Source organism: Faecalibacterium sp. OM04-11BH (assembly GCF_003482185.1).
Classification (GTDB): domain Bacteria; phylum Bacillota; class Clostridia; order Oscillospirales; family Ruminococcaceae; genus Faecalibacterium; species Faecalibacterium tardum.
In genome coordinates this window covers 350,730-375,020 of sequence record NZ_QULS01000002.1, presented here as the reverse complement: position 1 = coordinate 375,020, position 24,291 = coordinate 350,730, and the positions used below count along the sequence as shown (strand labels likewise).

Below are 24,291 nucleotides of genomic sequence, written 5' to 3'. Positions count from 1 at the left end.
ATGGCCTTATTTATGATAGGTATGCTCGCACACGGCGGCAATGGTGTCCCGCAGCACGGTAAAGTCCGCGAAGGCTTCGGGCTTGTTCTGTGGCTGGCGCAGCAGGGCGGCGGGATGGAAGGTGCCCATAAACAGGATGCCGCTTTTTTCAATGATCTGCCCGTGCTCCCGGGTGACGGAAAAATCCTGCCGGATCATCCGCTGGGCGGCAATGCGCCCAAGGCAGACCACGATCTTGGGCTGCAGCAGCCGGAACTGCTCCCGCAGCCACGGCATACAGGCTTCGCTCTCGGCGGGCAGCGGGTCGCGGTTCTGGGGCGGGCGGCACTTGACGATGTTGGCAATATAGCAGTTTTTGCTGCGGTCAAGGTCGATGGCAAACAGGTATTTGTCCAGCAGCTGGCCGCTGCGCCCCACAAAGGGCAGACCCTGCTCGTCCTCGCTCTGGCCGGGACCCTCGCCCACAAACAGCACCTCGGCGTCCGGCACGCCCTGCCCGAACACCACGTTCGTCCGGGTGGCGCACAGCTCGCATCGGGTACAGGCAAGGCATTCGGCCTTTAAAGTATCCATATCCATGGAGAACATCTCCTTTAAAATCAGATTGGCGGTTTATTTGCAAATTACAACATTGTAAACTATAACACAGATTCAAGAGTACGGCAAATACCCAAAAGAGATTATCTTGGTTTCTTGAAAAAAACACCTGCGTATGATAAAATGAGCTTGAAGAAGGGAGTGGGTAAAATGCCGGTACTAAGCATATTTTATGGCATCATCGTCAGAATGTACCGAGAGCAGGGTGGAAAACACAATATGCCGCATATCCATGCGGAATATTCCGGGGAAGAGATCGTGATGACGCTGGATGGGACGATCTTGGAAGGCGGCTTTCCGAAAAACAAGCTGAAGCTGCTGGAAGCGTGGGTGGTAATACACCACGATGATCTGGAAGCGAATTGGAAGCTGTTGAGCAATGGTGAGCAGTTCTTCCGTATTGACCCTTTGAAATAAGGAGTGATCTTATGTTACAGCCAAAATTGACCAAGGTGGAGACCATAAGCCCCTTGAAGCTTCGCCTGTTCTACGAAACGGGTGAGGTGAAGCTCTTTGATGTTGCGCCCTATGCAACGGGTCCGTGGTACGGACAGCTGAAAGACGAAAGCTATTTCAATGCGGTGCAGCTGCTGCCCGGCGGCGTGGGTATCGAATGGCCGGAGGGGCAGGACGTTGCGCCCCACGAGCTGTATGAGAACAGCATCCTCGTAAAGAAAACTGCATGATGGAGCATCTGCCCATAGAGCCTGTGAACGACACGGGCTCTTTTTTATATTTGCAGGGGAAAATATCCCTTAAAACCAGTATGATATTTTATTCACAAATAAAACAAGGCTTTCTCCCCTAAAATATAGCACAAAAACACAATTTTGTCTTGAACTTTTTGCCGTCTGTGCTAGAATAAAGAAGAAAGGCATCCTTGTGTCCAACAGACAGAGGAAGCAAATTTTGGAAAGCATTTTCGGAGGTAATCACAATGGCTGATATGTTTGCACCGCTGGTAGCACAGCTGAAGGCAAATCCCAAGACGATCGTGTTCACCGAGGGCAATGACCCCCGCATTCTGGAGGCCGCAAGCAAGCTGCTGGCCGAGGGCGTGCTGAAGGTCGTTATGGTGGGCAACGAGGCAGAGTGCAAGGCTGCTGCCGCCGCCGGTAACTTTGATATTTCCGCTGCCGAGATCATCGACCCGGAGAACTACGCCGGTTTCGATGAGATGGTCAGCACCATGGTGGAGCTGCGCAAGGGCAAGCAGTCCGCAGAGGAGTGCACCGCACTGCTGAAAAAGTCCAACTACTTCGGCACCATGCTGGTGAAGATGGGCAAGGCAGACTGCCTGCTGGGCGGCGCTACCTACTCCACCGCCGACACCATCCGTCCCGCTCTGCAGCTGGTCAAGACCAAGAAGGGCGCACATCTGGTGAGCTCCTGCTTTATTCTGGACCGCGACTGCGGCGAAGAGGGTCTGAAGCGCATTGCCATGGGCGACTGCGCTGTCAACATTGATTACACCGATACCGTCGATAAGGCTACCGGCGAGGTCAAGATCTCTGCCGCTTCCAAGCTGGCAGAGGTGGCTGTGGAGACTGCCCGCACCGCAAAGCTGTTCGGCATCGACCCGAAGGTGGCTGTGCTGAGCTTCTCCACCAAGGGCTCCGGCAAGGGCGGCACCGTGGCACTGAGCCACGACGCCACCATCAAGGCACAGGAGATGGACCCCGAGCTGGCTGTGGACGGCGAGCTGCAGTTTGACGCAGCCGTTGCTCCCGAGGTTGCACAGGTCAAGTGCAAGGGCAGCAAGGTGGCTGGTCAGGCCAACACCTTCATCTTCCCCTGCATCGAGGCCGGCAACATCGGCTATAAGATCGCACAGCGTCTGGGCGGCTACGCTGCCTACGGCCCCATCCTGCAGGGTCTGAACGCGCCCATCAACGACCTGTCCCGCGGCTGCAACGCAGACGAGGTGTACAAGATGAGCCTGATCACCGCTTGCCAGTCTTAAACAATTTCGGCACAAACGAGGAGAAGCTTTCGGGCTTCTCCTTTTTGTTTTGCCCCCTCTTGCAATCCGGCGGGGTTTATGGTACAATATCTTAGCATCCACAAGGATGTGTCGGACAGCGCCTGCTGCGTGGTTCGGCATACGGATGCGGGTCCTGTACGATGGGCTCGCTGTGAACCAGGTCAGGTGGGGAACCAAGCAGCCTTAAGCAGTGCGTTCGTGCGTTTCAGTAAGCCTGCATCCGTATGCCGAGTTACGCAAGGCGGGGACAAAACCCCGTCGTGCGCTGTCCTTTTATTTTTGCCGCAAAGGCCGGGAAAGGGGAGAGATTGCCATGTATCGTGCGCTTTACCGCAAATGGAGACCCCAGCGGTTTGAGGATGTGGTGGGCCAGCGTGCTATCGTGACCGCCCTGAAAAACCAGATTGCCGCAGGGCGCGTAGGCCATGCGTATCTGTTTACCGGCGTGCGCGGCACCGGCAAGACCACCTGCGCCAAGATCTTTGCCAAGGCGGTCAACTGCCTGCACCCGGAGGGCGGCGACCCCTGCGGGAAATGCGAGATCTGCAAGGGCATCGACAACGGCAGTCTGCTGGACGTGGTGGAGATGGACGCAGCCTCCAACAACGGCGTGGACGATATCCGCGACCTGCGGGACGAGACCGCCTATACCCCCAGCGCCTGCCAGTATAAGGTGTATATCATCGACGAGGTGCACATGCTGTCCACAGCGGCCTTCAATGCGCTGCTGAAAACGCTGGAAGAGCCCCCCGCACACGTTATCTTCATTCTGGCGACGACGGAAATACAAAAAGTGCCCGCCACCATCCTCTCCCGCTGCCAGCGGTACGATTTTACCCGCATCGGGCCGGAGGATATCGCACGGCGGGTGGAGTATATCGCCGGGGAGGAAAAGCTGGAGCTGACCTCCGACGGCGCAGAGTTGATCGCCCGTCTGGCCGATGGTGCGCTGCGTGATGCACTGTCCATTCTGGACACCTGCGCCGGCGTTACCGCAAAGATCGACGCGGACGTGGTGCGCCGCATGGCGGGTGTGACCGACCGCAGCTACCTGTTCCGTATTTCGGACGCGCTGGAAGCACAGGATGCTGCTGCCGCGCTGGCACAGCTGGCACAGCTGCGGCAGCAGTCGGTGGACGTGAAACGTCTGACCGAGGAACTGATCGCCCACTACCGCGCCCTGATGCTGGCGGCACTGCCCAGCGGGCAGGCGCTGCTGTCCGGTGTTTCGCCGGAGGAAGAGGCACTGTACCTGCAAAAAGGCCCGGAGATGGGCCAGCGGGAAGCTATCCGCGCCATCCGCACGTTGGGCACGGCGCTGGAACACATGACCCGCGGCAGCGACCAGCGCATTGAGCTGGAACTGGCATTGTTCAGCCTGTCCGAGCCGCCCCAGCAGCTGCAGGCGGTAACGGTGCAACCCGCCCCCGCCCGCGCGGCACAGCCGGAAGCACCCCGCCCCTTTACGGCAGCGGTGCAGCCCTTTGCCAGCGCCCCGGTGCAGCCTGCCCCCGCAGCTGCTGCACCCCAGACCCCGGCAGCAGTAGCAGAACCTGCCCCTGCTATGCAGGAAACACCCCCGCCCGCCGCGCCGGAAGCTCCGCCTGCACCTGCGGACGAGCTGCCGCCTATGCCGGAGGAACCGCCGGTACAGCAGAGCAAAGCGGCTTTGCCTTGGGACGAGCCTGCCCCGCAGGCACCGCCGCCGGAGCAGTCGGAGCCGGTCAGTCAGCCGGAGCAATCTGTCCCTGCAGAACCCGCGCAGCCTGCCCCGGCAGCAGAGGAATCGCCAGCCCCGGCGCAGGAGCACCCCGCCGACCCGGTGCTGACAAAGCCCCGCAGCGTGGCGCAGCAGGGCACGAACCCCTTCCCGTACTGGGGACAGATCGTGCAGAAGCTGGAAGGCATCGACCCCATGCTGTATATGTATCTGCGCAAGTCCAAGGCTTACTTTGACGGCACCCGCGTGCTGATCGACGGCGGCAAGACCTTCCGGGATTTTATCCGGGTGAACAAGGACAGCCAGAAGCTGATCAAAAAGCTGATCGCCGAGGTATCCGGTGTGCCGGTGCCTATCGGCCCCTACGAGCCCAAGGTTGCCGAAAAGACCGCCTCCAACGCAGAGCAGTCCCTTCTGGCGTTGGAAAAACTGGGGCTAGAGGTCAGCATTGAGGATACCGCCCGCAAAAAGCGATAAAAATTGTTTATAATAAAGGAGAATACCATTATGAAAGCAAGAATGCCCGCAGGCTACGGCCGCCCCGATATGAACGCCCTGATGCGTCAGGCTCAGAAGATGCAGGAGGACATGAAGAGCAAGCAGGCCGAGTTGGAAGCCGCCGAGTACACCGGCAGCGCCGCCGGTGAGATGGTGACCGTGAAGATGAACGGCAAGCACGAGGTGCTGTCTATCACCATCAAGCCCGAGGCCGTGGACCCGGATGACATCGAGATGCTGGAAGACATGGTGGCTGCTGCCATCAACGCCACCGTGAAGCAGGTGGATGAGACCGCCGAGGCCGAGATGGGCAAGCTGACCGGCGGCCTGAACATTCCGGGTCTCTGAGCCGGGAAGGGGAGATACCATGGACTACACTGCCGCACCGCTGGAAAAGCTGATCGAAGAGTTCGGCAAGTTTCAGGGCGTGGGCCGCAAGGGCGCTACCCGCATGGCCTATCAGGTGCTGAGTATGTCGGATAAGGATGCTGCGGCGCTGGCGGACGCCATCCGCGGTGCGCACACCCGGCTGCACCGGTGCCGCATCTGCCAGAATTACACGGACGCCGACCTGTGCCCGGTGTGCGCCAGCGCCAAGCGGGACACTTCAGTGATCTGCGTGGTGGAAAAGCCCCGGGACGTGCAGGCCTTTGAGCGCACCCGGGAGTATAACGGCCTGTACCATGTGCTGCACGGCCTGCTGGACCCGCTGGCCGGTGTGGGCGCAGAACAGCTGACCGTCAAGGAGCTGCTGGCGCGGCTGAAGGACGATACGGTGAAGGAGGTCATCATGGCCATGAACCCCACCGTGGAGGGCGAAGCTACCGCCATGTATCTGGCAAAGCTCATCAAGCCGCTGGGCATCCGGGTCACCCGGCTTGCCTCCGGTTTGCCGGTGGGCGCCAGCTTGGAATACGCCGACGAGACCACCCTGTACCGGGCACTTTCCGGCCGGGGAGAGCTGTGAGTTTGTAAAAATTTACAATTCTGTCAGAAACAGCCCTTGCATTACCCTGAAAAAATGGTATACTGAAACAACAAACGGAACGGAGAAAGGAGGCGCGCAGCATGGCACCCACAAAGGAGCGCCCGGCGACCAAGACCATCGCCACCAACCGCGAAGCGCGTCACGAGTATTTTGTTCTGGAAGCGCTGGAGACCGGTGTGGAGCTCAAAGGCACCGAGGTGAAAAGCCTGCGGGCCGGCGGGGTCAACCTGAAGGACAGCTGGGTAGATATTGAAAATGGCGAGCTGCTGGTAAAGGGGATGCACATCAGCCCCTACGACCACGGCAACCTGTTCAATCAGGACCCCATGCGTGTCCGGCGGCTTCTGGCGCACAAAAGTGAGATTCGGCGTCTGCACCAGCAGTGCAAGCTGCAGGGCTATACGCTGGTGCCGCTCTCGCTTTATTTCAAGCATGGCCGCGTAAAAATGGAAGTGGGCTTGTGCAAGGGCAAAAAGCTGTACGACAAGCGTGCCGATGCCGCCCAGCGCGATGCAAAGCGCTCCATTGACCGGGCTGTGAAGTCCAACGGCAAGTACTATTAAGCATTCCAATTGCAGACTGCGGCTCACCGCAGAAAACCAAGCTTTCCGCACATCGCAAGATGTGCTTTATAAGGGGGCGTAAAGGTTTCGACGGGGGGAGCGAGGTCTGGGCAGCGGGTAGCAGTGGGGGAACTGCTCTATAACTCCTCCAAAAAAATTAACTGACAACAATAATTATCAGTTGCTCGCAGCCTGAGTGCTGCGCGTTCCGCCCACTCTTGTGTCGTGTGGGGTCGGGGCGTCCTTTAGACACAGCACCTGAACGGACCTAAGCTTTGCGGACCGGCAGGAACTCATGAAGCTACCAAAGCGCTAGCCTGACGATCGGCGTGGCGCGGCGGGAATGTTGTAGATCGCCTGCACCCGGAGATACCTACACTGAGCTCTTTTCGGACATGGGTTCGACTCCCATCGCCTCCACCAGAAAAAAGCCACCTGAAAACGTAAGTTTTCGGGTGGCTTTTGTTATATCTGCTATTCCGTGCTGTACGGTTACGCCAGATCCGGCAGGATATCCGACCACAGTGCCTGCTCCTGCCGCAAGGCATCGAAGCAGCAGTCCAGATATATTTTATTGACCGCGGCAAAAATGGTGCTGCGCAGCAGCAGACGCTCATCGTTGAGCGTAGTCTCCGGCTGGGCTGCCTTGCCGCCGAACACCACAGAAAGACTGGTCTCCAGTTCCTCGCAGAAGATATCGTAGGCTGTCCCGGCAGAGCAGTGCTCCCGCTGCATTTTGAACAAAGTGTCGATGTTTTCGATCGAGAGCACGGTCTTGGAAACTGCAATGTACATCAGGGATGCGATCTGATCCCGGGTGTATTTTTTGCGGATGGGGTGGTCTATCACCCCTTTTTTGACGTAGTTACTCACCATAGACGGGGTCAGCTCCACGCCGCAGAAGCTGCGGAAGTAGCCGTTGACAAACTGCACCGTCTGGTCCAGATACAGCCCTACCGAGGGGAGATCGTTGTACCGGGGCAGGGCAAAGCCCGCAGCACATGCCGCAACGCGGAGTTTGGTTTCAGCTTTCATAGTATCTTGTTCCGTTCATGCTCCTGCACTTTTTGCAAGCAGGGACGTTGTTTTTGTGCAAAGGCAGGGCAATTGCTTTCCGCAAAAGCACTTCTGCCTGTGAAATAGTATACCGCATTTTGGAAAATTGGTCAACGGTCTGCGAAAACTTTGTAAAAGAATTCGAGAAAACAGTTGACAGGGTTTTGAAAAACTGATATGATGGTCACGAACAAAGGAATGACTGCGGCGTGCGCCGCTTGAAAATGGAGAAAAATATGAAAAGCAAAATCGTTGTAGATTCCTCTGCAAATGTGTACGAGCTTCCCGATGTAGGGTTTGCCTGTGTGCCGCTGAAGATCCTGACCGACGAGCAGGAGTATGTGGATACCGCAGAAGTGGACGCCCCCGCGCTGGCCGAGAAGCTGCGCACCTATAAGGGACGCACCAGCACCTCCTGCCCCAACATCTCGGATTGGCTCACTGCCTACGAGGGCGCAGACGAGGTGTATGTTGTAACCATTACCGGTACGCTGTCCGGTGCGTATAATGCCGCACTGCTGGCGGGCGAGGAATACGAGCAGAACCACGAGGGCGCGCGGGTCTTTGTGCTGGACAGCCTGTCCACCGGTGCGGAGTCCCGGCTGCTGGTAGAGCGTCTGGCGGCGCTGATCAAGGCAGGCAAGCCCTATGATACCGTGTGCGAGGAGATCCGGGCGTATCACGAGCACACCCATCTGCTGTTTGCGCTGGAATCTCTGGCAAACCTTGCCCGCAATGGCCGCGTGAAGCCCGCTGTGGCTGCGGTGGCGCGGATGCTGGGCATCCGGGTCATCGGTCAGGCCAGCGACGCCGGTGATCTGGAGGTTCTGTGCAAGACCCGCGGCGAGCACGGCGCACTGGAGCGCATAGTGCTGGAAATGAAGGCGCACGGCCTGACCAATGGCCGGGTGCATATCGACCACTGCTGCAACGCTGCCGCTGCGGAGCGGCTGAAGCACATGGTTCATGCCGTGTTCCCGGAGGCCAAAGTGGAGGTAGGCACCTGCGGCGCTCTGTGCAGCTACTACGCGGAGTACGGTGGCCTGATGGTGGGCTACGAGGATAACGAAGCACCCACCGTCTGAGCGGAAAATATGATACTATGATTTCGATTCACCGGGGCATCTGCGGACGCTCCGGTGAATTTTTTATGCGGAATAATTCCGGTGCACCCGACACCAAAAACTTGCAAAGGGGGAAAAACCGCGTTATACTTACCTGTATTATAGAGGCAAGGAAACACGGGAAGGGGAAATGGTATGCTGTTCCGGTTGCCGATCGTCAAGTTTTTCAACCGCATCCTCAACCGCATCACGGTCACGGTGGTGCTGGTAGCGCTGCAGCTTGCATGGCTGGCGTGGGTGTTTTTTGCCCTCACCACCGGTACGGCGCGGGTGTGGGTCACAGGGGTGCTCAATGGGCTGAGCCTGCTCATCGTTTTGTATCTGGTGCGCAAGGACGAAAACAGCGCCTATAAGGTGGGCTGGATCGCCCTCATCGGGCTGCTGCCGCTGCTGGGCGGGGCACTGTATCTGGCCTTTGGCAACAAGCGCCCCTCCCGCCGTCTGCGCAGCAAAATGCAGGCAGTAGAGCAGGCGCACCGGGCAGATCGCGCCCAGCAGCCCGGGCAGACTGCCGGACTGTACGATGAAAACCGGGGCGTGAGCCGCTACCTGACCCAATACGGCTGCTATCCCGCATGGCAGAACACCACCGCCCGGTATTTCTCCTGCGGCGAAGCCATGTATCCGACACTGCTGGCCGACCTTGAAAAGGCGGAAAAGAGCATCTTTCTGGAGTTCTTCATCGTCAGTCAGGGCAAGATGTGGCAGGGCGTGGAGGATATTCTGCGGTGCAAGGCGGCACAAGGGGTGGACGTGCGGCTGATCTACGACGACTTCGGCAGCCTGCTGGGTCTGCCCAAGGACTTTGTGGTGCGCATGGAGCGGGCGCATATCCGCTGCATCCCCTTTAACCCGGTGGTGCCGCTGCTCTCGTTGGTGATGAACCACCGCGACCACCGCAAGATCGTGGTGATAGACGGTAAGGTGGCCTACACCGGCGGTATCAATCTGGCAGATGAATATATCAACGCGATTACCCGCTTCGGCTACTGGAAGGATGCGGGCTTGCGTATCGAGGGCGCTGCGGTGTGGAACTTTACCGTGATGTTTCTGGATTTCTGGAACGCCTTCCGTCCCTTTGAGCAGGATTACAGCGCCTTCCGTCCGCAGCTTGCGGTGCTGCCTGCCAGCGATGGGGTGGTGCAGCCCTACGCAGACAGCCCGCTGGACGAAGAGCCGGTGGCAGAAACGGTCTATCTGGATATTCTGGCACAATCACAGCAATACGTTTATTTTTATACGCCTTATCTCGCCATCGGCGAGGAAATGCTGGATGCGCTGCGCAACGCCGCCAAGCGCGGGGTGGATGTGCGGCTGGTGCTGCCGGGCATCCCGGACAAAAAGCTGGTGTTCCGGCTGAGCCGCTCGTACTATCTGCCCCTGCTGCGGGCGGGGGTGCGCATCTACGAGTACACCCCGGGCTTCCTCCACGCCAAGTGCTGCGTCAGCGATGACCGCGCGGCGGTGGTGGGCAGCATCAATATGGACTACCGCAGTATGTTCCTGCACTTCGAGTGCGGGGTGCTGCTGCTGCAAAACAGTCAGGTGCTGGCTTTGCGGGACGATGTGCGCCGCACCCTGCCCCAGTGCCGGGAGGTGCAGTGCGCGGACTGCCGCACCGGGCTGGCCGGTACGGTGCTGGACAGCGTGCTGCGGCTGCTTAGCCCGCTGATGTAAACACCTGCTCATAAAATCCCGCACGGCGGGGTACACTAGCTCCAAAGCCTGCGTCTGCAATGCAGGCACGGAAAGGGAGCGTATGTGACGATATGAAACAGGCATCGCGTTGGTTTTTGTGCTGCACGCTGGCGGCAGCACTGGCATTGACCGGCTGCGGCGGGGGAAACTCCGGCAGCAGCTCCGGTTCTGTGAGCGGAAGCACCTCTACGGGCAGCAGCGCGGCGCAAGGCGCGGCGTGGCGTACTGGGTTGGGGGTTCTGACCGAAACGGCCGGCACAGACCGTGCGGGCAGCATCCACACCGTGGCGGCTGCCGTGCTGCTGGATGCAGACGGCAAGCTGGCTGGGGTAACACTGGACGAGTTGGAGCTTTCAGTCAGTGCGGACGGCACCGGCAAGGTGACCACCCCCACCGACACCCGCACCAAGCGCCAGAAGGGGAAGGACTACCCGCTGGCAGAGGTGTCCGGCCTGAAAAAAGGCTGGGCGGAGCAGGCCGATGCCTTTAGCAGCTGGCTTGAGGGCAAGACCCCGGAGGAAGTGAAAAAGCTGAAAACGGATGCGGACGGCAAGCCCACCGATGCAGACCTTCTCTCTGGCTGCACTATTGCGGTGGACCGCTACCGGGATGCCATCGTCCGCGCCTGCGAAAATGCGCAGGCGCTGGGCGCTGCCCGGGGCGATACGGTCAAGCTGGGCGTAGAGGTGGCCGAAATGCCGCAGGGGCTTGTGGGCACAGACGACAAGGACGCGCAGGTACAGGCAAAAATCACGCTGGCGGTGGTGACTATGGACGAGAACGCCCGGGTGACCAGCGCCATCGGCGATATGACCGAGCCGGAGTTGACGGTCAGCGCGGACGGCACCGTGTCTGCCCCGCGTGAGCCGGTGTACACCAAAAACGAACTGGGCGACCGCTACGGAATGCGCAGCGCAAGCGCGTTAGGCAAGGAGTGGTATGAGCACAGCGCAGGCTGGTGCAGCTACCTGAAGGGCAAAAACGCCGTGGAGATCGGTAAGCTTTCCACAGACGGCACGGACGCCGACCTGAAGGCGCTGTGCACCATCTCAGTTACCGACCTGCAAAAGGCGGCGCTAAAGGCCATGGCGGAGCAGTAGGGGACAATTTGGAATGCCCGCCGCGTGCGCTTTGGGCATGATCAGCGGAAAATTATTTTTAATTTCGAGATAGCGGAGCGTCTGCGGACGCTCCGCTATCTCATTTTCACGGGAGGGCATTTGCGGATACTCCCCCAGTCGCCTGCGGCGACAGCCCCCTCTAGGATGGGGCCTTTGGCATGGCGGTAAAGTTTCCGGTTCGGGCACAAAGTTTGCGGATACGCTAGAGGCTCCCTCTCCGAGGGAGCTGTCAAAGCCGTCAGGCTTTGACTGAGGGAGTTAAGCCGTCCCCTTGGGGAAGGTGGCTGCGAACGCAGTGAGCAGACGGAAGGGGTATTTGCAACTGTCCTCTCAGGCGCAAAGCCGGAAGGGGTATGCACACTTTCCCACAAAAAGCGGGCTTACGGGCGGGGCAAAGCAGTGCAATGTGCAAAAAATAAAGGTTTCCTCTTGCAAAACGGCGGCAAACGCGCTATTCTATAACCACAGTTTACCGCTTTAGCATGGTAAAACGGTAAATCGAGAGGGAAGCGGGACGCAGAACGTCCCCTATGGGAGGAAAAAGATATGAAACTCAAGCGTATTGCAAGTGCATTTCTGGCCGGTGCTCTGGCACTGAGCCTTGCAGCCTGCGGCGGCAGTGCATCCACCTCTGCGGCGGCATCTGCTTCCGGCAGTGCAGCCGGTTCGGTATCCGCAGCGACGGGCAGTGATCTGGATTACATCAAGGGCAAGGGCAAAATGGTCATCGGCTACACCGTGTACGAGCCCATGAACTACACCGATGCCGACGGCAACTTTACCGGCTTTGATACCGAGCTTGCCACTGCTGTGTGCGCAAAGCTGGGCGTAGAGCCGGAGTTCGTGGAGATCAACTGGGACACCAAGGTGGTGGAGCTGGACGCCAAGAGCATCGACTGCATCTGGAACGGCATGACCCTGACCGAGGATATCATGGCCAACACCGCTACCACCAAGGCCTACGCCAAGAACGCACAGGTCGTGGTGGTCAAGGAGGGCACCGCCTATACCTCCACCGCCGACCTTGCCGGTAAGACCGTGGTGGCCGAGGCCGGTTCTGCCGGTGAAGCCGCCATTCAGGGTGATGAAAACCTTGCCAAGGCCGATTATGTTTCCAAGAGCGTGCAGACCGACTGCCTGATGGAGGTAGCTGCCGGTACGGCAGATGCCGCTGTGCTGGACCTGACCCTTGCCAACGCCATGATCGGGGAAGGCACCGACTACGCCGGTCTGAAGATCGTGGACGAACTGAACGCCGAGGAATACGGCGTGGCTTTCCGCAAGGGCAGCGATGCCGCCGCCGCAGTGGACGCCGCCTTTGACGCACTGAAGGCTGACGGCACCATGCAGGCACTGGCCGAGAAGTACGAGCTGGCGCTGGCCGACTGAGCCGGGCGTAAAACAAAACGATAGATGGGTGTGTTTTTGTGTCTGTGATCCTTGGGCGCCTTTCCGGCGCGTTCCTGCTCAACTGTGAGTTGTTTGCCCTTACGCTGCTGTTTGCGCTGCCGCTGGGGCTGGTGGTGGCCTTTGGCTCCATGAGCCGGTGCAGGTTACTGTCCGGTGCGGTAAAGACCTTTGTCTGGGTCATCCGCGGTACGCCGCTGATGCTGCAGATCATCGTCATTTATCTGGGCCCCGGTCTGCTGGGCATGAATAACCCGTGGCCCTCCGGCTCCGGCGGACGCATGGTGGCGGCGGTTGTGGCCTTTGCCATCAACTACGCCTGCTATTTTTCCGAGATCTACCGCGGCGGCATCGAGGCTGTGCCCAAAGGCCAGACCGAGGCCGGGCAGGTGCTGGGCATGACCCGCACGCAGATCTTTTTCAAGGTCACCCTTTTGCAGGTGGTCAAGCGCATTCTGCCGCCCATGGGCAACGAGATCATCACCCTTGTCAAGGACACCTCACTGGCAAACACCATTGCCAACAAGGAGATCATCATGATGGCCAAGGAGTACAGCGCAAAGGGTCTGATCTGGCCGCTGTTTTCCACGGCGCTGTTCTTCCTTGTGTTCGTAGGTGCGCTCACCCTGTTGTTTAACTGGGCTGAAAAGAAACTGGATTATTTCCGCTGCTGAGGAGGTTTTTAAAATATGGCATTACTGGAAGCCTCCGGCATTGGCAAAAATTTCGGAGATACAAAGGTCTTAAAAGATATTTCCCTTACCTTAGAGCAGGGCGAGGCGCTGGCCATCATCGGCTCGTCCGGCTCCGGCAAGACCACCCTGCTGCGCTGCCTGAACTTTCTGGAGCGGCCGGACACCGGCTGCATCCGGGTGAACGGCGAGACCATGTGGGACGCCGCCGACCCCGCCACCCAGCGGGAAAGCGAGATCCGCAAAAAGCGGCTGCACTTCGGGCTGGTGTTCCAGAACTTCAACCTCTTCCCGCAGTATACCGCCTTGCAGAACGTGATGCTGGCAGGGGAGCTGCTGGCAAAGGAGCGCCCGGACTACCGCGCCAACAAAAAGGCGGTGCACGCCCAGCTGGAACAGCAGGCGCGGGAACTGCTGGCGCAGATGGGGCTTTCGGAGCGGGCAGACCACTACCCGCACCAGCTTTCCGGCGGGCAGCAGCAGCGGGTAGCCATTGCCCGGGCGTTGGCACTGCACCCGGACATCCTCTGCTTTGACGAGCCCACCAGCGCCCTTGACCCGGAACTGACCGGCGAAGTGCTGCGGGTGCTGCGGGAACTGGCCGACCGCAAGACCACCATGATCATCGTGACCCACGAGATGCACTTTGCCCGGGATGTGGCCGACCGCATCCTGTTTATGGACGGCGGCGTGGTGGTGGAAGAAGGCCCTGCAAAGCAGCTGATCGACCACCCACGCGAACAGCGCACCCGGCAGTTCTTGGCACACTACGCGGAATGAGCAAAATCACCAATTCTTTACGCAAAAAAATGGAAATGTTGATGCAAACCAAGTCTTGTAAAACCGGCGCTGCTCCGCTATAATACCATTCATGAATCCTTACAACGTCCTGCCGCTTTTCCGGCAGGGCGTTTTTCACGGCAAAAATGCGAACATCCATCTTTTTTGTGTGGGCAGGAGGTATATTTCCATGACCAAAGATATGACGCAGGGCAGCCCGCTGAAGCTGCTGCTTGCCTTTGCTGTGCCGCTGATGCTGGGCAGTCTGTTCCAGCAGTTCTACAATCTGGCCGATACCATCATTGTGGGCCGGTTTGTGGGCGTGGAAGCGCTGGCGGCGGTAGGCAGCGTGGGTGGCCTGAACTATCTGGTGCTGGGCTTTGTCAACGGCATTGCCTGCGGCTTTTCCATTCCCATCTCATGGACCTTCGGTGCCCACGACCACCACGAGATGCGCCGCTACACCGCCAATACCGTGTGGCTGTCCATCGCCTTTGCCACGGTGCTCACCATTGTTACGGTGGCTATGACCCGGCTGGTGCTGGTGTGGACGAACACCCCGACCGATATCATCGACCTTGCGGATGTGTATATCCGCACCATTTTTGCAGGCATCCCCTTCACTCTGCTTTATAATGTGACCAGCGCCCTGATGCGTGCACTGGGCGACAGCAAGCGCCCGCTGTATTTCCTGCTGGTGGCCAGCGTGCTGAACATCGGGCTGGATCTTGCCTGCATCATCCTGTTCAACATGGGCGTGTTCGGCGCCGCCTTTGCCACCGTGTTCAGTCAGGCTGTGGCGGGCATTGGCAGCCTTATTTACATCATGCGCCACTACCCGGAACTGCGCTGGAGCAGGGAAGAGGGCCGCATCAGCGCTCCGCACTGCGCAAAGCTTTGCGCCATGGGTCTCCCCATGGGTCTGCAGTGCAGCATTACCGCCATTGGCAGCGTGGTGCTGCAGGGCGCGGTGAACGGTCTGGGCAGCGATATCGTGGCCGCGCAGACCGCCGGCGGCAAGGCTGCGCAGTTCCTCAGCGTGCCGCTGGAGAGCATCGGCACCGCCATGACAACCTACACCAGCCAGAATATGGGCGCAAAGGATCTGAACCGCGTGAACCGCGGCGTGAACACCGCACTGGGCATCGGCTGCGTGTACAGCGTGGCCTCTTTCCTCATCCTGCGCGTGCTGGACAAGCCCCTGATCGGCCTGTTTTTGGACGCAGGCGAGACCGCCATTATGGCCAATGCGCAGGACTTCATCTTCTGGAACAGTGTGTTCTACATCCCGCTGGCAGTGCTTATCATCTACCGCTACACCATTCAGGGTCTGGGGCACTCCGGTCTTGCCATGTTTGCCGGTGTGGCTGAAATGATCGCCCGCGCCATGGTGGGCTTCTGGTTCGTGCCGCTGTGGGGCTACTTTGCCGCCTGCATCGCAAGCCCGGTGGCATGGTTCTTTGCCTGCTTCTTCCTGATCCCGGCCTATTTTGTGGTGTTCCGTAAACTGCAAAAGGAAAAGCAGCAGGAAGCCGCCGCAAAGGCGCAGTAAGGGTTCATAAAAAGTGCTTTTTCTTTTCGCCCTTTCATGCTATAATAACAAGTAAATACGGCTTTGCCGTAACAGGGCAGGGCAGGGATGACCCCGCACTGCCGGGGCAATGCCCGCAATTGCGGCGGGCGGGAAATACAAAAAGAGAGGCGAATCGAGATGTTGGATATGATCAAATGCAGCACCGGCGGTGCGTACTATGCGCGCGGAGAGTGGGTGCCCGCAGACGGCAATGCACCCGCTGCACTGGCAGCAAAGGGCTTTGATGCCGCTGCCGTTGCCAAGGCTAAGACCGGTACCATGGCCTACAATATTATGCAGGCACACAACACCAGCGGCGATGCCGAGAACCTGAAGATCAAGTTTGATGCCATGGCAAGCCATGACATCACCTTTGTGGGCATTATCCAGACCGCCCGTGCTTCCGGGCTGGAAAAGTTCCCCATTCCTTATGTGCTTACCAACTGCCACAACAGCCTGTGTGCTGTGGGCGGCACTATCAACGAGGACGACCACCGCTTTGGTCTGTCCGCTGCCAAAAAGTACGGCGGCATCTTTGTGCCCCCGCACATGGCAGTCATCCACCAGTATATGCGCGAGCGCTTTGCGGGCTGCGGCAAAATGATCCTTGGCTCGGACTCCCACACCCGCTACGGCGCACTGGGCACCATGGCCATCGGCGAGGGCGGCGGCGAGCTGGCAAAGCAGCTGCTGGGCCGCACCTACGATGTTGCCTGCCCGGGCGTGGTGGCTATCTACCTGACCGGCAGTCTGCCGGCGGGCTGCGGCCCCCACGATGTAGCCATTGCCCTTGTGGGCAAGCTGTTCAAGAGCGGCTACGTCAAGAACAAGGTCATGGAGTTCGTGGGCCCCGGCATTGCCTCCCTGCGGCAGGATACCCGCAACGCCATTGATGCCATGACCACCGAGACCACCTGTCTGTCCTCCATCTGGGAGACTGATGAGACCACCCAGCGTTTTCTGGCAGTGCACGGCCGTGCAGCAGATTATAAAAAGCTGGCACCGGCAGACCTTGCCTACTATGACGGCGTGGTGGAGGTGGATCTTTCTGCCATCCGTCCCATGATCGCCCTGCCCATGCACCCCTCCAACGCCTTTACTATCGAGGAGCTGAACGCAAACCTGGAGGACATTCTCCACGCCTGCGAGCAGGATGTGCAGAAGCTGATCGGCCGCAAGGACGTGCAGCTGGATCTGTGCAGCAAGATCGAAAACGGCAAGCTGCGTGTGGATCAGGGCGTCATTGCAGGCTGCGCAGGCGGCCTGTACGACAGCATCTACGAGGCTGCTTCCATCCTCAAGGGGCACACCGGCGGCTGCGGCGACTACGCCCTGAGCGTTTACCCCGGCAGCCAGCCCATCATGATGGAACTGGTGCGCACCGGCGTCATCGGCGAGTTGATGGCCAGCGGCGCTACCATCCGCACCGCCTTCTGCGGCCCCTGCTTCGGCGCAGGCGATGTGCCCGCAAACGGCGCACTGTCCATCCGCCACACCACCCGCAACTTCCCCAGCCGCGAGGGCTCCAAGCCCGGCAGCGGCCAGCTGGCCGGTGTGGCACTGATGGATGCCCGCAGCATTGCAGCCACCACCGCAAACGGCGGCATCCTGACCCCCGCCACCGACATTGATTACGATCCCACCGTGCCGGAGTACCAGTACGATGCCTCCAGCTACGACACCCGCGTGTATCAGGGCTTTGGCAAGGGCGATTACGATGCCCTGCTCAAGTTTGGCCCCAACATCAAGGACTGGCCGGAGATCGCACCGCTGGGTGACAACCTGTTGCTGAAGGTGGCTTCTTATATCACCGACCCCGTCACCACCACCGACGAGCTAATCCCCTCCGGCGAGACTTCCTCTTACCGTTCCAACCCCTTGGGTCTGGCTGAGTTCACCCTCAGCCGCAAGGACCCGGAGTATGTGAGTCGCGCCAAGGCCGTGCAGGCTGAGGAAGCTGCCCGCCGCGCCGGTGCAGGGGACGCCGCTCTGCTGGCTAAGGTGAACGCTGTGCCCGGCTGCGAACAGCTGAGCTGGAACGATATCCAGATCGCCTCTACCATCTTTGCAGTCAAGCCCGGCGACGGCTCTGCCCGTGAGCAGGCCGCCAGCTGCCAGCGTGTGCTGGGTGCCGGTGCCAATATCGTTACCGAGTACGCCACCAAGCGTTACCGCTCCAACCTGATCAACTGGGGTATGCTGCCCCTGCAGCTGGCAGGCGCCACCCCCTTTGGTCTGGGAGACTATGTGCTCATCCCCAATGTGCGGGAAGCACTCAAGGGCGATTTGCAGAACATCAAGGCCTATGTTCTGGGCGATACCGTCAAGGAGTTCAGCCTGTATATGGCTCCGCTCACTACCGATGAGCGCCAGATTTTGGCTGACGGCTGCCTGATCAATTTCTATAAGCACTAAGGAAGTAACCCGCTATGTCCTGTGACCTGCATATCCATTCCACCTGCTCGGATGGTGCTGTGCCCATCGAGCGGCTGGCACCCATCGCCGCCCGCACCGGGCTGCACGCCATCGCCCTTTCGGACCACGATACTCTGCTCAGCGCCCAGTATGCCTATGCCCACACCGGGCAGGACGGGGTAGAGCTGATCCCCGCCGTGGAGCTGACCGGCTACGACTTTGAGCGCCAGCACCGGGTGCACCTGCTGTGCTACTACCCGGACGTGGACTGCCCGGCGCTGCGGGAGCACTGCGCCATCATGAAAGAGCGCCGCAACGCCTGCGCTTTGCAGAGCGCAAAGGAGCTGGAACAGCTGTACCCGCAGTTTACCACCGACCTTGCGTGGGAGACCACCAAGGCCAGCGGGGTGCTGTTCAAAAGCGGGCTGATGCAGGCACTGGAACTGCTGGGTCTGACCGATGGCAGCATCTACGGCGAGACCTACCACAAGCTGTTCGGGTGGAACCCCCGGGGCATCGTGCTGCACTCGCCGGAGTATCTGCCGGTGCGTCAGGTGCTGGCTACCGCTAAAGCCAGCGGCGGCGCGGTGGTGTTTGCCCACCCCACGGTGTACAAAAGCATGCCCCTGCTGCGCGAACTGGCGGCAGAGGGTGCAGTGGACGGCATTGAAGTGTACCATCCCAGTAACAGCCCGGAGGACAGCGCCGAGTGCCTTGCTTTGTGCAAGCAGTACGGCCTTGTGGCGACCGCAGGTACGGACTTCCATGGCCGCAACCACAAGCACCCGCACCCCATCGGCACCTGCACCGCACCGGACGAAGCCGCAGCGCAGCTGCGCGCCATCGCTGAAAAACGTAAAAGAGAGAGGACGTAAAGACTATGAGCAAGGAATTTTCCTTCCCGAACAAGGGTACCTGCTCCAAGCAGACCAACTTTGTACTGAACGATGACCACACCATTGCATCCATCGAGGTCATCGGCGGCTGCAATGGCAACCTGAAAGGCATCTGCCAGCTGCTTACCGGCATGAAGGCAGAGGACGCCATTGCCCGCATGGACGGTACGCTGTGCGGTTTCCGCAGCACCAGCTGCCCGGACCAGATCGCCAAGAACCTGAAAAAGGCACTGGAAGAGATGAACTAAACCCACCGGAGAGCCGCTGCACAGAACCTTGTGCGGCGGCTCTCTTTTTGCGCGGGGACGATTTTGAATGCCCGCCGCTATGCTCTGGGCATGAACAGCGGAAAATTATTTTAAATTAGTGCAATGCCGGGCAGCCCGCGGGCTGCCCGGCATTGCACTTTTGAGGGAGTGTTTTAAATGATTTTGCGCTGCGCTTTATGTCACAATTTGTACGCATTTCCAGCAAATGAGGGCGGATGTAAAAAATCTATACACAGGGCAAAGTTTGTTTGTTGTTCCTGTTCACTTTGCGGGGTATACTGTTGCCATAAAGAACAGCACGACGAAGGCTGTGAAAAAGATATTTTTGAAGCAGGGAGGCTTTTTTATGTACTATTCCAGTGGCAACTACGAAGCTTTTGCACACCCCAAAAAGCCGGAGGGCGTGGATCATAAATCCGCTTATATCATCGGCTCCGGTCTGGCTGCGCTGACCGCTGCCTGCTATCTGGTGCGCGATGGCCAGATGAAGGGCGAGCACGTCCATGTGTTTGAAAAGAACGCACTGGCCGGCGGTGCCTGCGATGGCTACAAGTACGATATCGGCTATGTGATGCGCGGCGGCCGCGAGATGGACAACCACTTCGAAGTTATGTGGGATCTGCTGCACTCCATCCCGTCTCTGGAGACCGAGGGTGCCAGCGTGCTGGACGAGTATTACTGGCTGAACAAGGAGGATCCCAACTTCTCCTTGTGCCGTGCCACCGTCAACCGCGGCGAGGATGCCCACACTGATGGCAAGTTCGGCCTGTCCGATAAGGGCGCCATGGAGATCATGAAGCTGTTCTTCACCCCGGACGAGCAGCTGCAGGATAAAAAGATCACCGATTTCTTTGATGACGAGGTGCTCAACTCCAACTTCTGGCTGTACTGGCGCACCATGTTCGCTTTCGAGAACTGGCACAGCGCGCTGGAGATGAAGCTGTACCTCAAGCGCTATATCCACCACATTGGCGGTCTGCCGGACTTTACCGCTCTGCGCTTTACCCGCTATAACCAGTACGAGTCCATCATCCTGCCCATGGTGCGCTATCTGGAAAGCTTTGGCGTGCAGTTCCACTACAACACCAAGGTCACCGATGTAAAGTTCGACATCCAGAAGGGCCGTAAGCTGGCAAGCTCTGTCACCGTGGAGCACGAGGGCGAGACTTCCAATATCGACCTGACCGAGAACGATCTGCTGTTCATCACCAACGGCGGCTGCGTGGAAAGCTGCACCGTGGGTGCACAGAATAAGGCCACCGGCTTCGACCCCACCATCCAGCCCGGCAACGGCTGGGATCTGTGGAAGAAGATCGCCGCACAGGATCCCTCCTTCGGTCACCCGGAAAAGTTCTGCTCTGAGCCGGAGCTGAGCAACTGGGAGAGCGCCACCATCACCACGCTGGACGACAAGATTCCTCAGTATATCCGCAAGATCTGCAAGCGCGACCCCTTCAGCGGCCATACCGTCACCGGCGGCATCGTTACCGTCAAGGACTCCAGCTGGCTGCTCAGCTGGACGCTGAACCGTCAGCAGCAGTTCAAGGATCAGCCCAAGAATCAGCTGTGTGTCTGGGTGTACGGCCTGTTCAGCGATAAGCCCGGCGATTACGTCAAAAAGCCCATGCGTGACTGCACCGGCCGCGAGATCTGCATGGAGTGGCTGTACCACATCGGTGTGCCCGAGGATCAGATCGCGGAGCTGGCAGAGCACAGCGCCAACACCGTGCCTGTGATGATGCCCTATATCGACGCCTTCTTCATGCCCCGTGCCATGGGCGACCGTCCCGATGTTGTGCCCGAGGGTGCGGTGAACTTCGCCTTCCTTGGTCAGTTTGCCGAGACCGCCCGCGACACCATCTTTACCACCGAGTACTCCATGCGCACCGGTATGGAGGCCGTGTACACCCTGCTGAACATTGACCGCGGCGTGCCTGAGGTCTGGGGCAGCACCTACGATGTGCGTGCTCTGATCGATGCCACCGTAAAGCTGCGCGATGGCAAGAAGATCACCGACATGGATCTGCCGCTGATCCCGCGTCTGGCTCTGAAGGAAGCCTTGAAGAAGATCGAGGGCACCGACCTTGAGAAGTTCCTCAAGGAGTATAACGCCATCTGATATTTCCCTCTCCTCCGATAGACCCGGCAACGGGTCAACACCCCCTAAAAAAGACCTCTCCGCTGCTCTGCGACAGGGCGCGGAGAGGTCTTTTTTTGCATGGAATTTGTGTAAAAATGGGACAATATATGTTAAAATAAAGCGGAACGTGAAAATAATTTGTGACAAAAGAATGATTTTGGCTTGTTTGCGGCGGCGTTCTGTGCTATGCTAGAGCTATTGAAAGGGCAGGAGGGAAGAGCCTGCCCCAAATGCGATACGCCAAAAATAAAAGGAGGTCGTTTTCCTGTGAAACAACTTATTTCCCGTCGCAGCTTTTTAAAGGCTGCTGGTGTGACCGCTGCCGCTGCATCCATGGCCATCGGTGCGCCTGCCGCATCGGCCTGCTGGTTTGGTGATAAGTCTGACGTCACCATCCTGTACACCAACGATGTCCATACCTACATCGACAAGCAGAGCCCCAAGCTGACCTACGCCGCCATTGCCGACCTGAAGCAGAGCTATCAGGACGCCGGTAAGGACGTGCTGCTGGTGGATGCAGGCGACCATGTGCAGGGCACCGCCTACGGCTCCATGGACGAGGGTGCTTCCATCATCAAGCTGATGAATGCTGCCGGTTACGATGTCGCCACCCCCGGCAACCACGAGTTTGACTACGGCATGGACCGCGCCAAGGCCATCATGAAGGAAGCGGACTTCCCGTACCTGTCCTGTAACTGGGTAGACCTGCGCACTACGTTGCGTGTGCTGCCCTCCGTCAAGGTGTTCGTGCGCGGCGGCAGACGCATTGCCTTTGTGGGCGTGACCACCCCCGAGACCTTTACCAAGTCCACCCCGGCCTACTTTATGGATAAGGCACAGCGCAAGTACATCTACGATATTCAGGGCGGCGAGGACGGCAAAAAGCTCTACGATGCCGTGCAGAAGGCCATTGATAAGGCAAAGCTTCTGGCAGATGTGGTCATCGGTCTGGGCCATCTGGGCGTAGACCCCTCTTCCTCTCCGTGGACCAGTGAGGAAGTCATTGCCCACACCAGCGGCTTTGATGCCTTTATCGACGGCCACTCCCATACCGTAATGGAGAATAAGCAGGTGCAGGATGCCTCCGGCAAGGCTGTCACCCTGACCCAGACCGGCTCTTACTTTGCCAACGTTGGCGAGATGACCATCGCTGCGGATGGCACCATCACCACCAAGCTCATCCCCACCCACGAAGGCATGGACGCAGGCATCGCCGCCATGCAGACCAGCTGGGTGAACACCGTGGACGATATGCTGGGCGAGAAGATCGCTGTGGGCGACAGCGATTTCTACGTCTCTGATCCCGCCACCGGCAAGCGCCGCATCCGCTCTGCCGAGACCAACCTCGGCGACTTTGTGGCTGACGGCATCTACACCTACTTCAACGAGGTGGAAAAACTGCACTGTGACGTGGCCATCATGAACGGCGGCGGCATCCGCGCCGATGTGCCCGCAGGCGACTGGACCTTCAAGACCTGCAAGCAGGTCAGCCCCTTTGGCAACGTGGCCTGCCTGATGTCGGTCACCGGTAAGCAGATCCAGGACGCATTGGAGTTTGCAGCCCGCTTTGCAGGCGAGGACGGCAAGGAGAACGGCGGCTTCCTGCAGGTGGCCGGTGCTACCTACGAGATCCACACCGATATCCCCAACACTGTGCAGACTGACGAGAAGAACGTCTGGATCGGCAGCGCCACCGGCACTCCGCGCGTGCAGAACGTGAAGATCTACGATAAGGCTTCCGGCAGCTATCTGCCGCTGGACCCGGGCGCTACTTACGCACTGGCCGGCATGAACTACACCCTGCGCAATCTGGGCGACGGCTTTGCCATGTTTGACGGCGCAGAGCTGATCAAGGACTATGTGTCCGAGGATTATCTGGTGATGTCTACCTACGCTATGATCTTTGACGGCGCAGATGCTGCGGGTCTGCCGCACCTGTCCAGCGCCAACAGCCCGCTGGCTGCGTATCCCGGCTACCTGCTCAACTACGAGCAGCCCTACGGCGCAGGCCGCATCACCATTCTGTAAATTTATATTTCCCGTGAAAAGGCGAACCCGGAAAGTCCGCAGGACTTTCCGGGTTCGCTCTATCTATAATATTTTTTCCGCGCGGAATCATACAAACAGAAAAGCCACCTGAGCTTCCTCAGATGGCTTTGTTCTGGTTGGGGATGAGAGAATCGAACTCCCACAAGTAGAGTCAGAGTCTACCGCACTACCACTATGCAAATCCCCAATATTTTGTTGTGTTTTGCGGGGTGAGCCGCTCAACGTGTGCTATTATACGGGAAAAGCCCGGAGTTGTCAAGCATATTTTTGAAAAAAGTTGTACTTTTTTGGAAAATGCCGCAGCATCGCCGGATAATCTATGCTGGAGCGCTGCCACGCTTCGGCAGGTTCTGCGCACCGCACCGCCTATACTGGAAGGTACAAAACCTTGCAAAGTACCAGAAGGAGGATGCCTATGCCGGAACGAACCACACAAAACGCCCAGACCCTGCTTTCACCCCGCGTCCCGCGGGACACCGAGCACGAGCGCTATCACCCGGAACTGGAGGAGGAACTAAAGGAATGTCTGTTTTGTTTGAAGCGCAACGAGATGATGTTTGACATGGAGGTGGATACCGACCTCATCGAGCAGCGCATCTACGAGCGGCAAGCACTGCTGTGCCGTTACCGGTACTTACTGGCGCGCGCCCGGGAGCTGGGACTGCATACGGTGCTTACCCGCTACCAGCCCATGGGCGGGTGAAAGAGCTTAGCGAAAAAA

General features: G+C 58.8%; 22 protein-coding genes, 1 tRNA gene and 2 other RNA genes. 22 read left to right on the top strand and 3 right to left on the bottom strand.

Annotated elements, in window-relative coordinates:
- Positions 1 to 6 precede the first annotated feature (6 nt).
- The gene (locus DXB44_RS03550) at positions 7 to 579 is read right to left on the bottom strand and encodes a uracil-DNA glycosylase (protein ID WP_118657751.1); all 573 of its coding nucleotides are present in this window, start codon (positions 577 to 579) and stop codon (positions 7 to 9) included.
- Positions 580 to 693: 114 nt separating this feature from the next.
- On the opposite strand from DXB44_RS03550, the gene DXB44_RS03545 reads away from it, so the two are divergent.
- The 9 genes from DXB44_RS03545 (at position 694) to ssrA (ending at position 6,773) form a co-directional block, all read left to right on the top strand.
- On the top strand, positions 694 to 1,014 hold the full coding sequence (locus DXB44_RS03545) for a DUF4160 domain-containing protein (protein WP_242958658.1): 321 nt from the start codon (positions 694 to 696) through the stop codon (positions 1,012 to 1,014).
- Positions 1,015 to 1,025: 11 nt separating this feature from the next.
- Positions 1,026 to 1,283: a DUF2442 domain-containing protein gene (locus tag DXB44_RS03540; RefSeq protein ID WP_055184763.1), complete on the top strand. Its 258-nt coding sequence runs from the start codon at positions 1,026 to 1,028 to the stop codon at positions 1,281 to 1,283.
- Positions 1,284 to 1,534: 251 nt separating this feature from the next.
- Positions 1,535 to 2,560, top strand: coding sequence for a phosphate acetyltransferase (pta, locus tag DXB44_RS03535; protein ID WP_055184761.1), 1,026 nt, complete (start codon positions 1,535 to 1,537; stop codon positions 2,558 to 2,560).
- A gap of 145 nt (positions 2,561 to 2,705) precedes the next feature.
- An RNA gene (gene ffs / locus DXB44_RS03530) (signal recognition particle sRNA small type) lies at positions 2,706 to 2,804 on the top strand.
- A gap of 90 nt (positions 2,805 to 2,894) precedes the next feature.
- On the top strand, positions 2,895 to 4,778 hold the full coding sequence (gene dnaX, locus DXB44_RS03525) for a DNA polymerase III subunit gamma/tau (RefSeq protein WP_118657750.1): 1,884 nt from the start codon (positions 2,895 to 2,897) through the stop codon (positions 4,776 to 4,778).
- Between the two features lie 30 nt (positions 4,779 to 4,808).
- Positions 4,809 to 5,147 (top strand): YbaB/EbfC family nucleoid-associated protein, encoded by a 339-nt coding sequence (locus DXB44_RS03520; RefSeq protein WP_015538350.1) that lies wholly within the window; start codon positions 4,809 to 4,811, stop codon positions 5,145 to 5,147.
- A 19-nt stretch (positions 5,148 to 5,166) separates the two neighbouring features.
- A complete protein-coding gene (gene recR / locus DXB44_RS03515) occupies positions 5,167 to 5,766 on the top strand; it encodes a recombination mediator RecR (RefSeq protein ID WP_055184757.1) in 600 nt (199 codons plus the stop codon).
- A gap of 101 nt (positions 5,767 to 5,867) precedes the next feature.
- On the top strand, positions 5,868 to 6,350 hold the full coding sequence (gene smpB, locus DXB44_RS03510; protein WP_112091044.1) for an SsrA-binding protein SmpB: 483 nt from the start codon (positions 5,868 to 5,870) through the stop codon (positions 6,348 to 6,350).
- 72 nt (positions 6,351 to 6,422) lie between these two features.
- Positions 6,423 to 6,773: a transfer-messenger RNA gene (gene ssrA / locus DXB44_RS03505) on the top strand.
- A gap of 69 nt (positions 6,774 to 6,842) precedes the next feature.
- Here the strand turns inward: ssrA and DXB44_RS03500 are convergent.
- Positions 6,843 to 7,385 (bottom strand): DUF1836 domain-containing protein, encoded by a 543-nt coding sequence (locus DXB44_RS03500; RefSeq protein WP_118657749.1) that lies wholly within the window; start codon positions 7,383 to 7,385, stop codon positions 6,843 to 6,845.
- A gap of 257 nt (positions 7,386 to 7,642) precedes the next feature.
- Between DXB44_RS03500 and DXB44_RS03495 the strand changes: the two genes are divergently transcribed.
- The 12 genes from DXB44_RS03495 (at position 7,643) to DXB44_RS03440 (ending at position 23,549) form a co-directional block, all read left to right on the top strand.
- Positions 7,643 to 8,491: a DegV family protein gene (locus tag DXB44_RS03495; RefSeq protein WP_118657772.1), complete on the top strand. Its 849-nt coding sequence runs from the start codon at positions 7,643 to 7,645 to the stop codon at positions 8,489 to 8,491.
- A 174-nt stretch (positions 8,492 to 8,665) separates the two neighbouring features.
- Positions 8,666 to 10,207 (top strand): cardiolipin synthase, encoded by a 1,542-nt coding sequence (gene cls, locus DXB44_RS03490; RefSeq protein ID WP_118657748.1) that lies wholly within the window; start codon positions 8,666 to 8,668, stop codon positions 10,205 to 10,207.
- A gap of 92 nt (positions 10,208 to 10,299) precedes the next feature.
- Complete coding sequence (locus DXB44_RS03485; protein WP_118657747.1) at positions 10,300 to 11,328, top strand: hypothetical protein; 1,029 nt, start codon at positions 10,300 to 10,302, stop codon at positions 11,326 to 11,328.
- Positions 11,329 to 11,895: 567 nt separating this feature from the next.
- On the top strand, positions 11,896 to 12,738 hold the full coding sequence (locus DXB44_RS03480) for a transporter substrate-binding domain-containing protein (RefSeq protein ID WP_118657746.1): 843 nt from the start codon (positions 11,896 to 11,898) through the stop codon (positions 12,736 to 12,738).
- A 44-nt stretch (positions 12,739 to 12,782) separates the two neighbouring features.
- On the top strand, positions 12,783 to 13,430 hold the full coding sequence (locus tag DXB44_RS03475) for an amino acid ABC transporter permease (protein ID WP_005926715.1): 648 nt from the start codon (positions 12,783 to 12,785) through the stop codon (positions 13,428 to 13,430).
- Between the two features lie 15 nt (positions 13,431 to 13,445).
- On the top strand, positions 13,446 to 14,228 hold the full coding sequence (locus tag DXB44_RS03470) for an amino acid ABC transporter ATP-binding protein (RefSeq protein ID WP_097780085.1): 783 nt from the start codon (positions 13,446 to 13,448) through the stop codon (positions 14,226 to 14,228).
- A gap of 190 nt (positions 14,229 to 14,418) precedes the next feature.
- Positions 14,419 to 15,780, top strand: a complete 1,362-nt coding sequence (locus tag DXB44_RS03465; protein ID WP_118657745.1) for an MATE family efflux transporter — start codon at positions 14,419 to 14,421, stop codon at positions 15,778 to 15,780.
- Positions 15,781 to 15,939: 159 nt separating this feature from the next.
- Positions 15,940 to 18,216, top strand: coding sequence for a hydratase (locus DXB44_RS03460; protein WP_118657744.1), 2,277 nt, complete (start codon positions 15,940 to 15,942; stop codon positions 18,214 to 18,216).
- 14 nt (positions 18,217 to 18,230) lie between these two features.
- Positions 18,231 to 19,091, top strand: coding sequence for a PHP domain-containing protein (locus DXB44_RS03455; RefSeq protein ID WP_005926700.1), 861 nt, complete (start codon positions 18,231 to 18,233; stop codon positions 19,089 to 19,091).
- Between the two features lie 5 nt (positions 19,092 to 19,096).
- Positions 19,097 to 19,360: a TIGR03905 family TSCPD domain-containing protein gene (locus DXB44_RS03450; protein WP_118657743.1), complete on the top strand. Its 264-nt coding sequence runs from the start codon at positions 19,097 to 19,099 to the stop codon at positions 19,358 to 19,360.
- Between the two features lie 367 nt (positions 19,361 to 19,727).
- Positions 19,728 to 21,500 (top strand): oleate hydratase, encoded by a 1,773-nt coding sequence (locus DXB44_RS03445; RefSeq protein ID WP_118657742.1) that lies wholly within the window; start codon positions 19,728 to 19,730, stop codon positions 21,498 to 21,500.
- A gap of 288 nt (positions 21,501 to 21,788) precedes the next feature.
- Positions 21,789 to 23,549 carry a bifunctional UDP-sugar hydrolase/5'-nucleotidase gene (locus tag DXB44_RS03440; protein WP_118657741.1) on the top strand — a complete coding sequence of 587 codons (1,761 nt, stop codon included), beginning with the start codon at positions 21,789 to 21,791 and terminating at the stop codon, positions 23,547 to 23,549.
- Positions 23,550 to 23,683: 134 nt separating this feature from the next.
- On the opposite strand, the gene DXB44_RS03435 is transcribed toward DXB44_RS03440, so the two are convergent.
- Positions 23,684 to 23,757 (bottom strand) — tRNA-Gln (locus tag DXB44_RS03435).
- 228 nt (positions 23,758 to 23,985) lie between these two features.
- Between DXB44_RS03435 and DXB44_RS03430 the strand changes: the two genes are divergently transcribed.
- Positions 23,986 to 24,273 (top strand): hypothetical protein, encoded by a 288-nt coding sequence (locus DXB44_RS03430; RefSeq protein ID WP_015538363.1) that lies wholly within the window; start codon positions 23,986 to 23,988, stop codon positions 24,271 to 24,273.
- Positions 24,274 to 24,291: the final 18 nt, after the last annotated feature.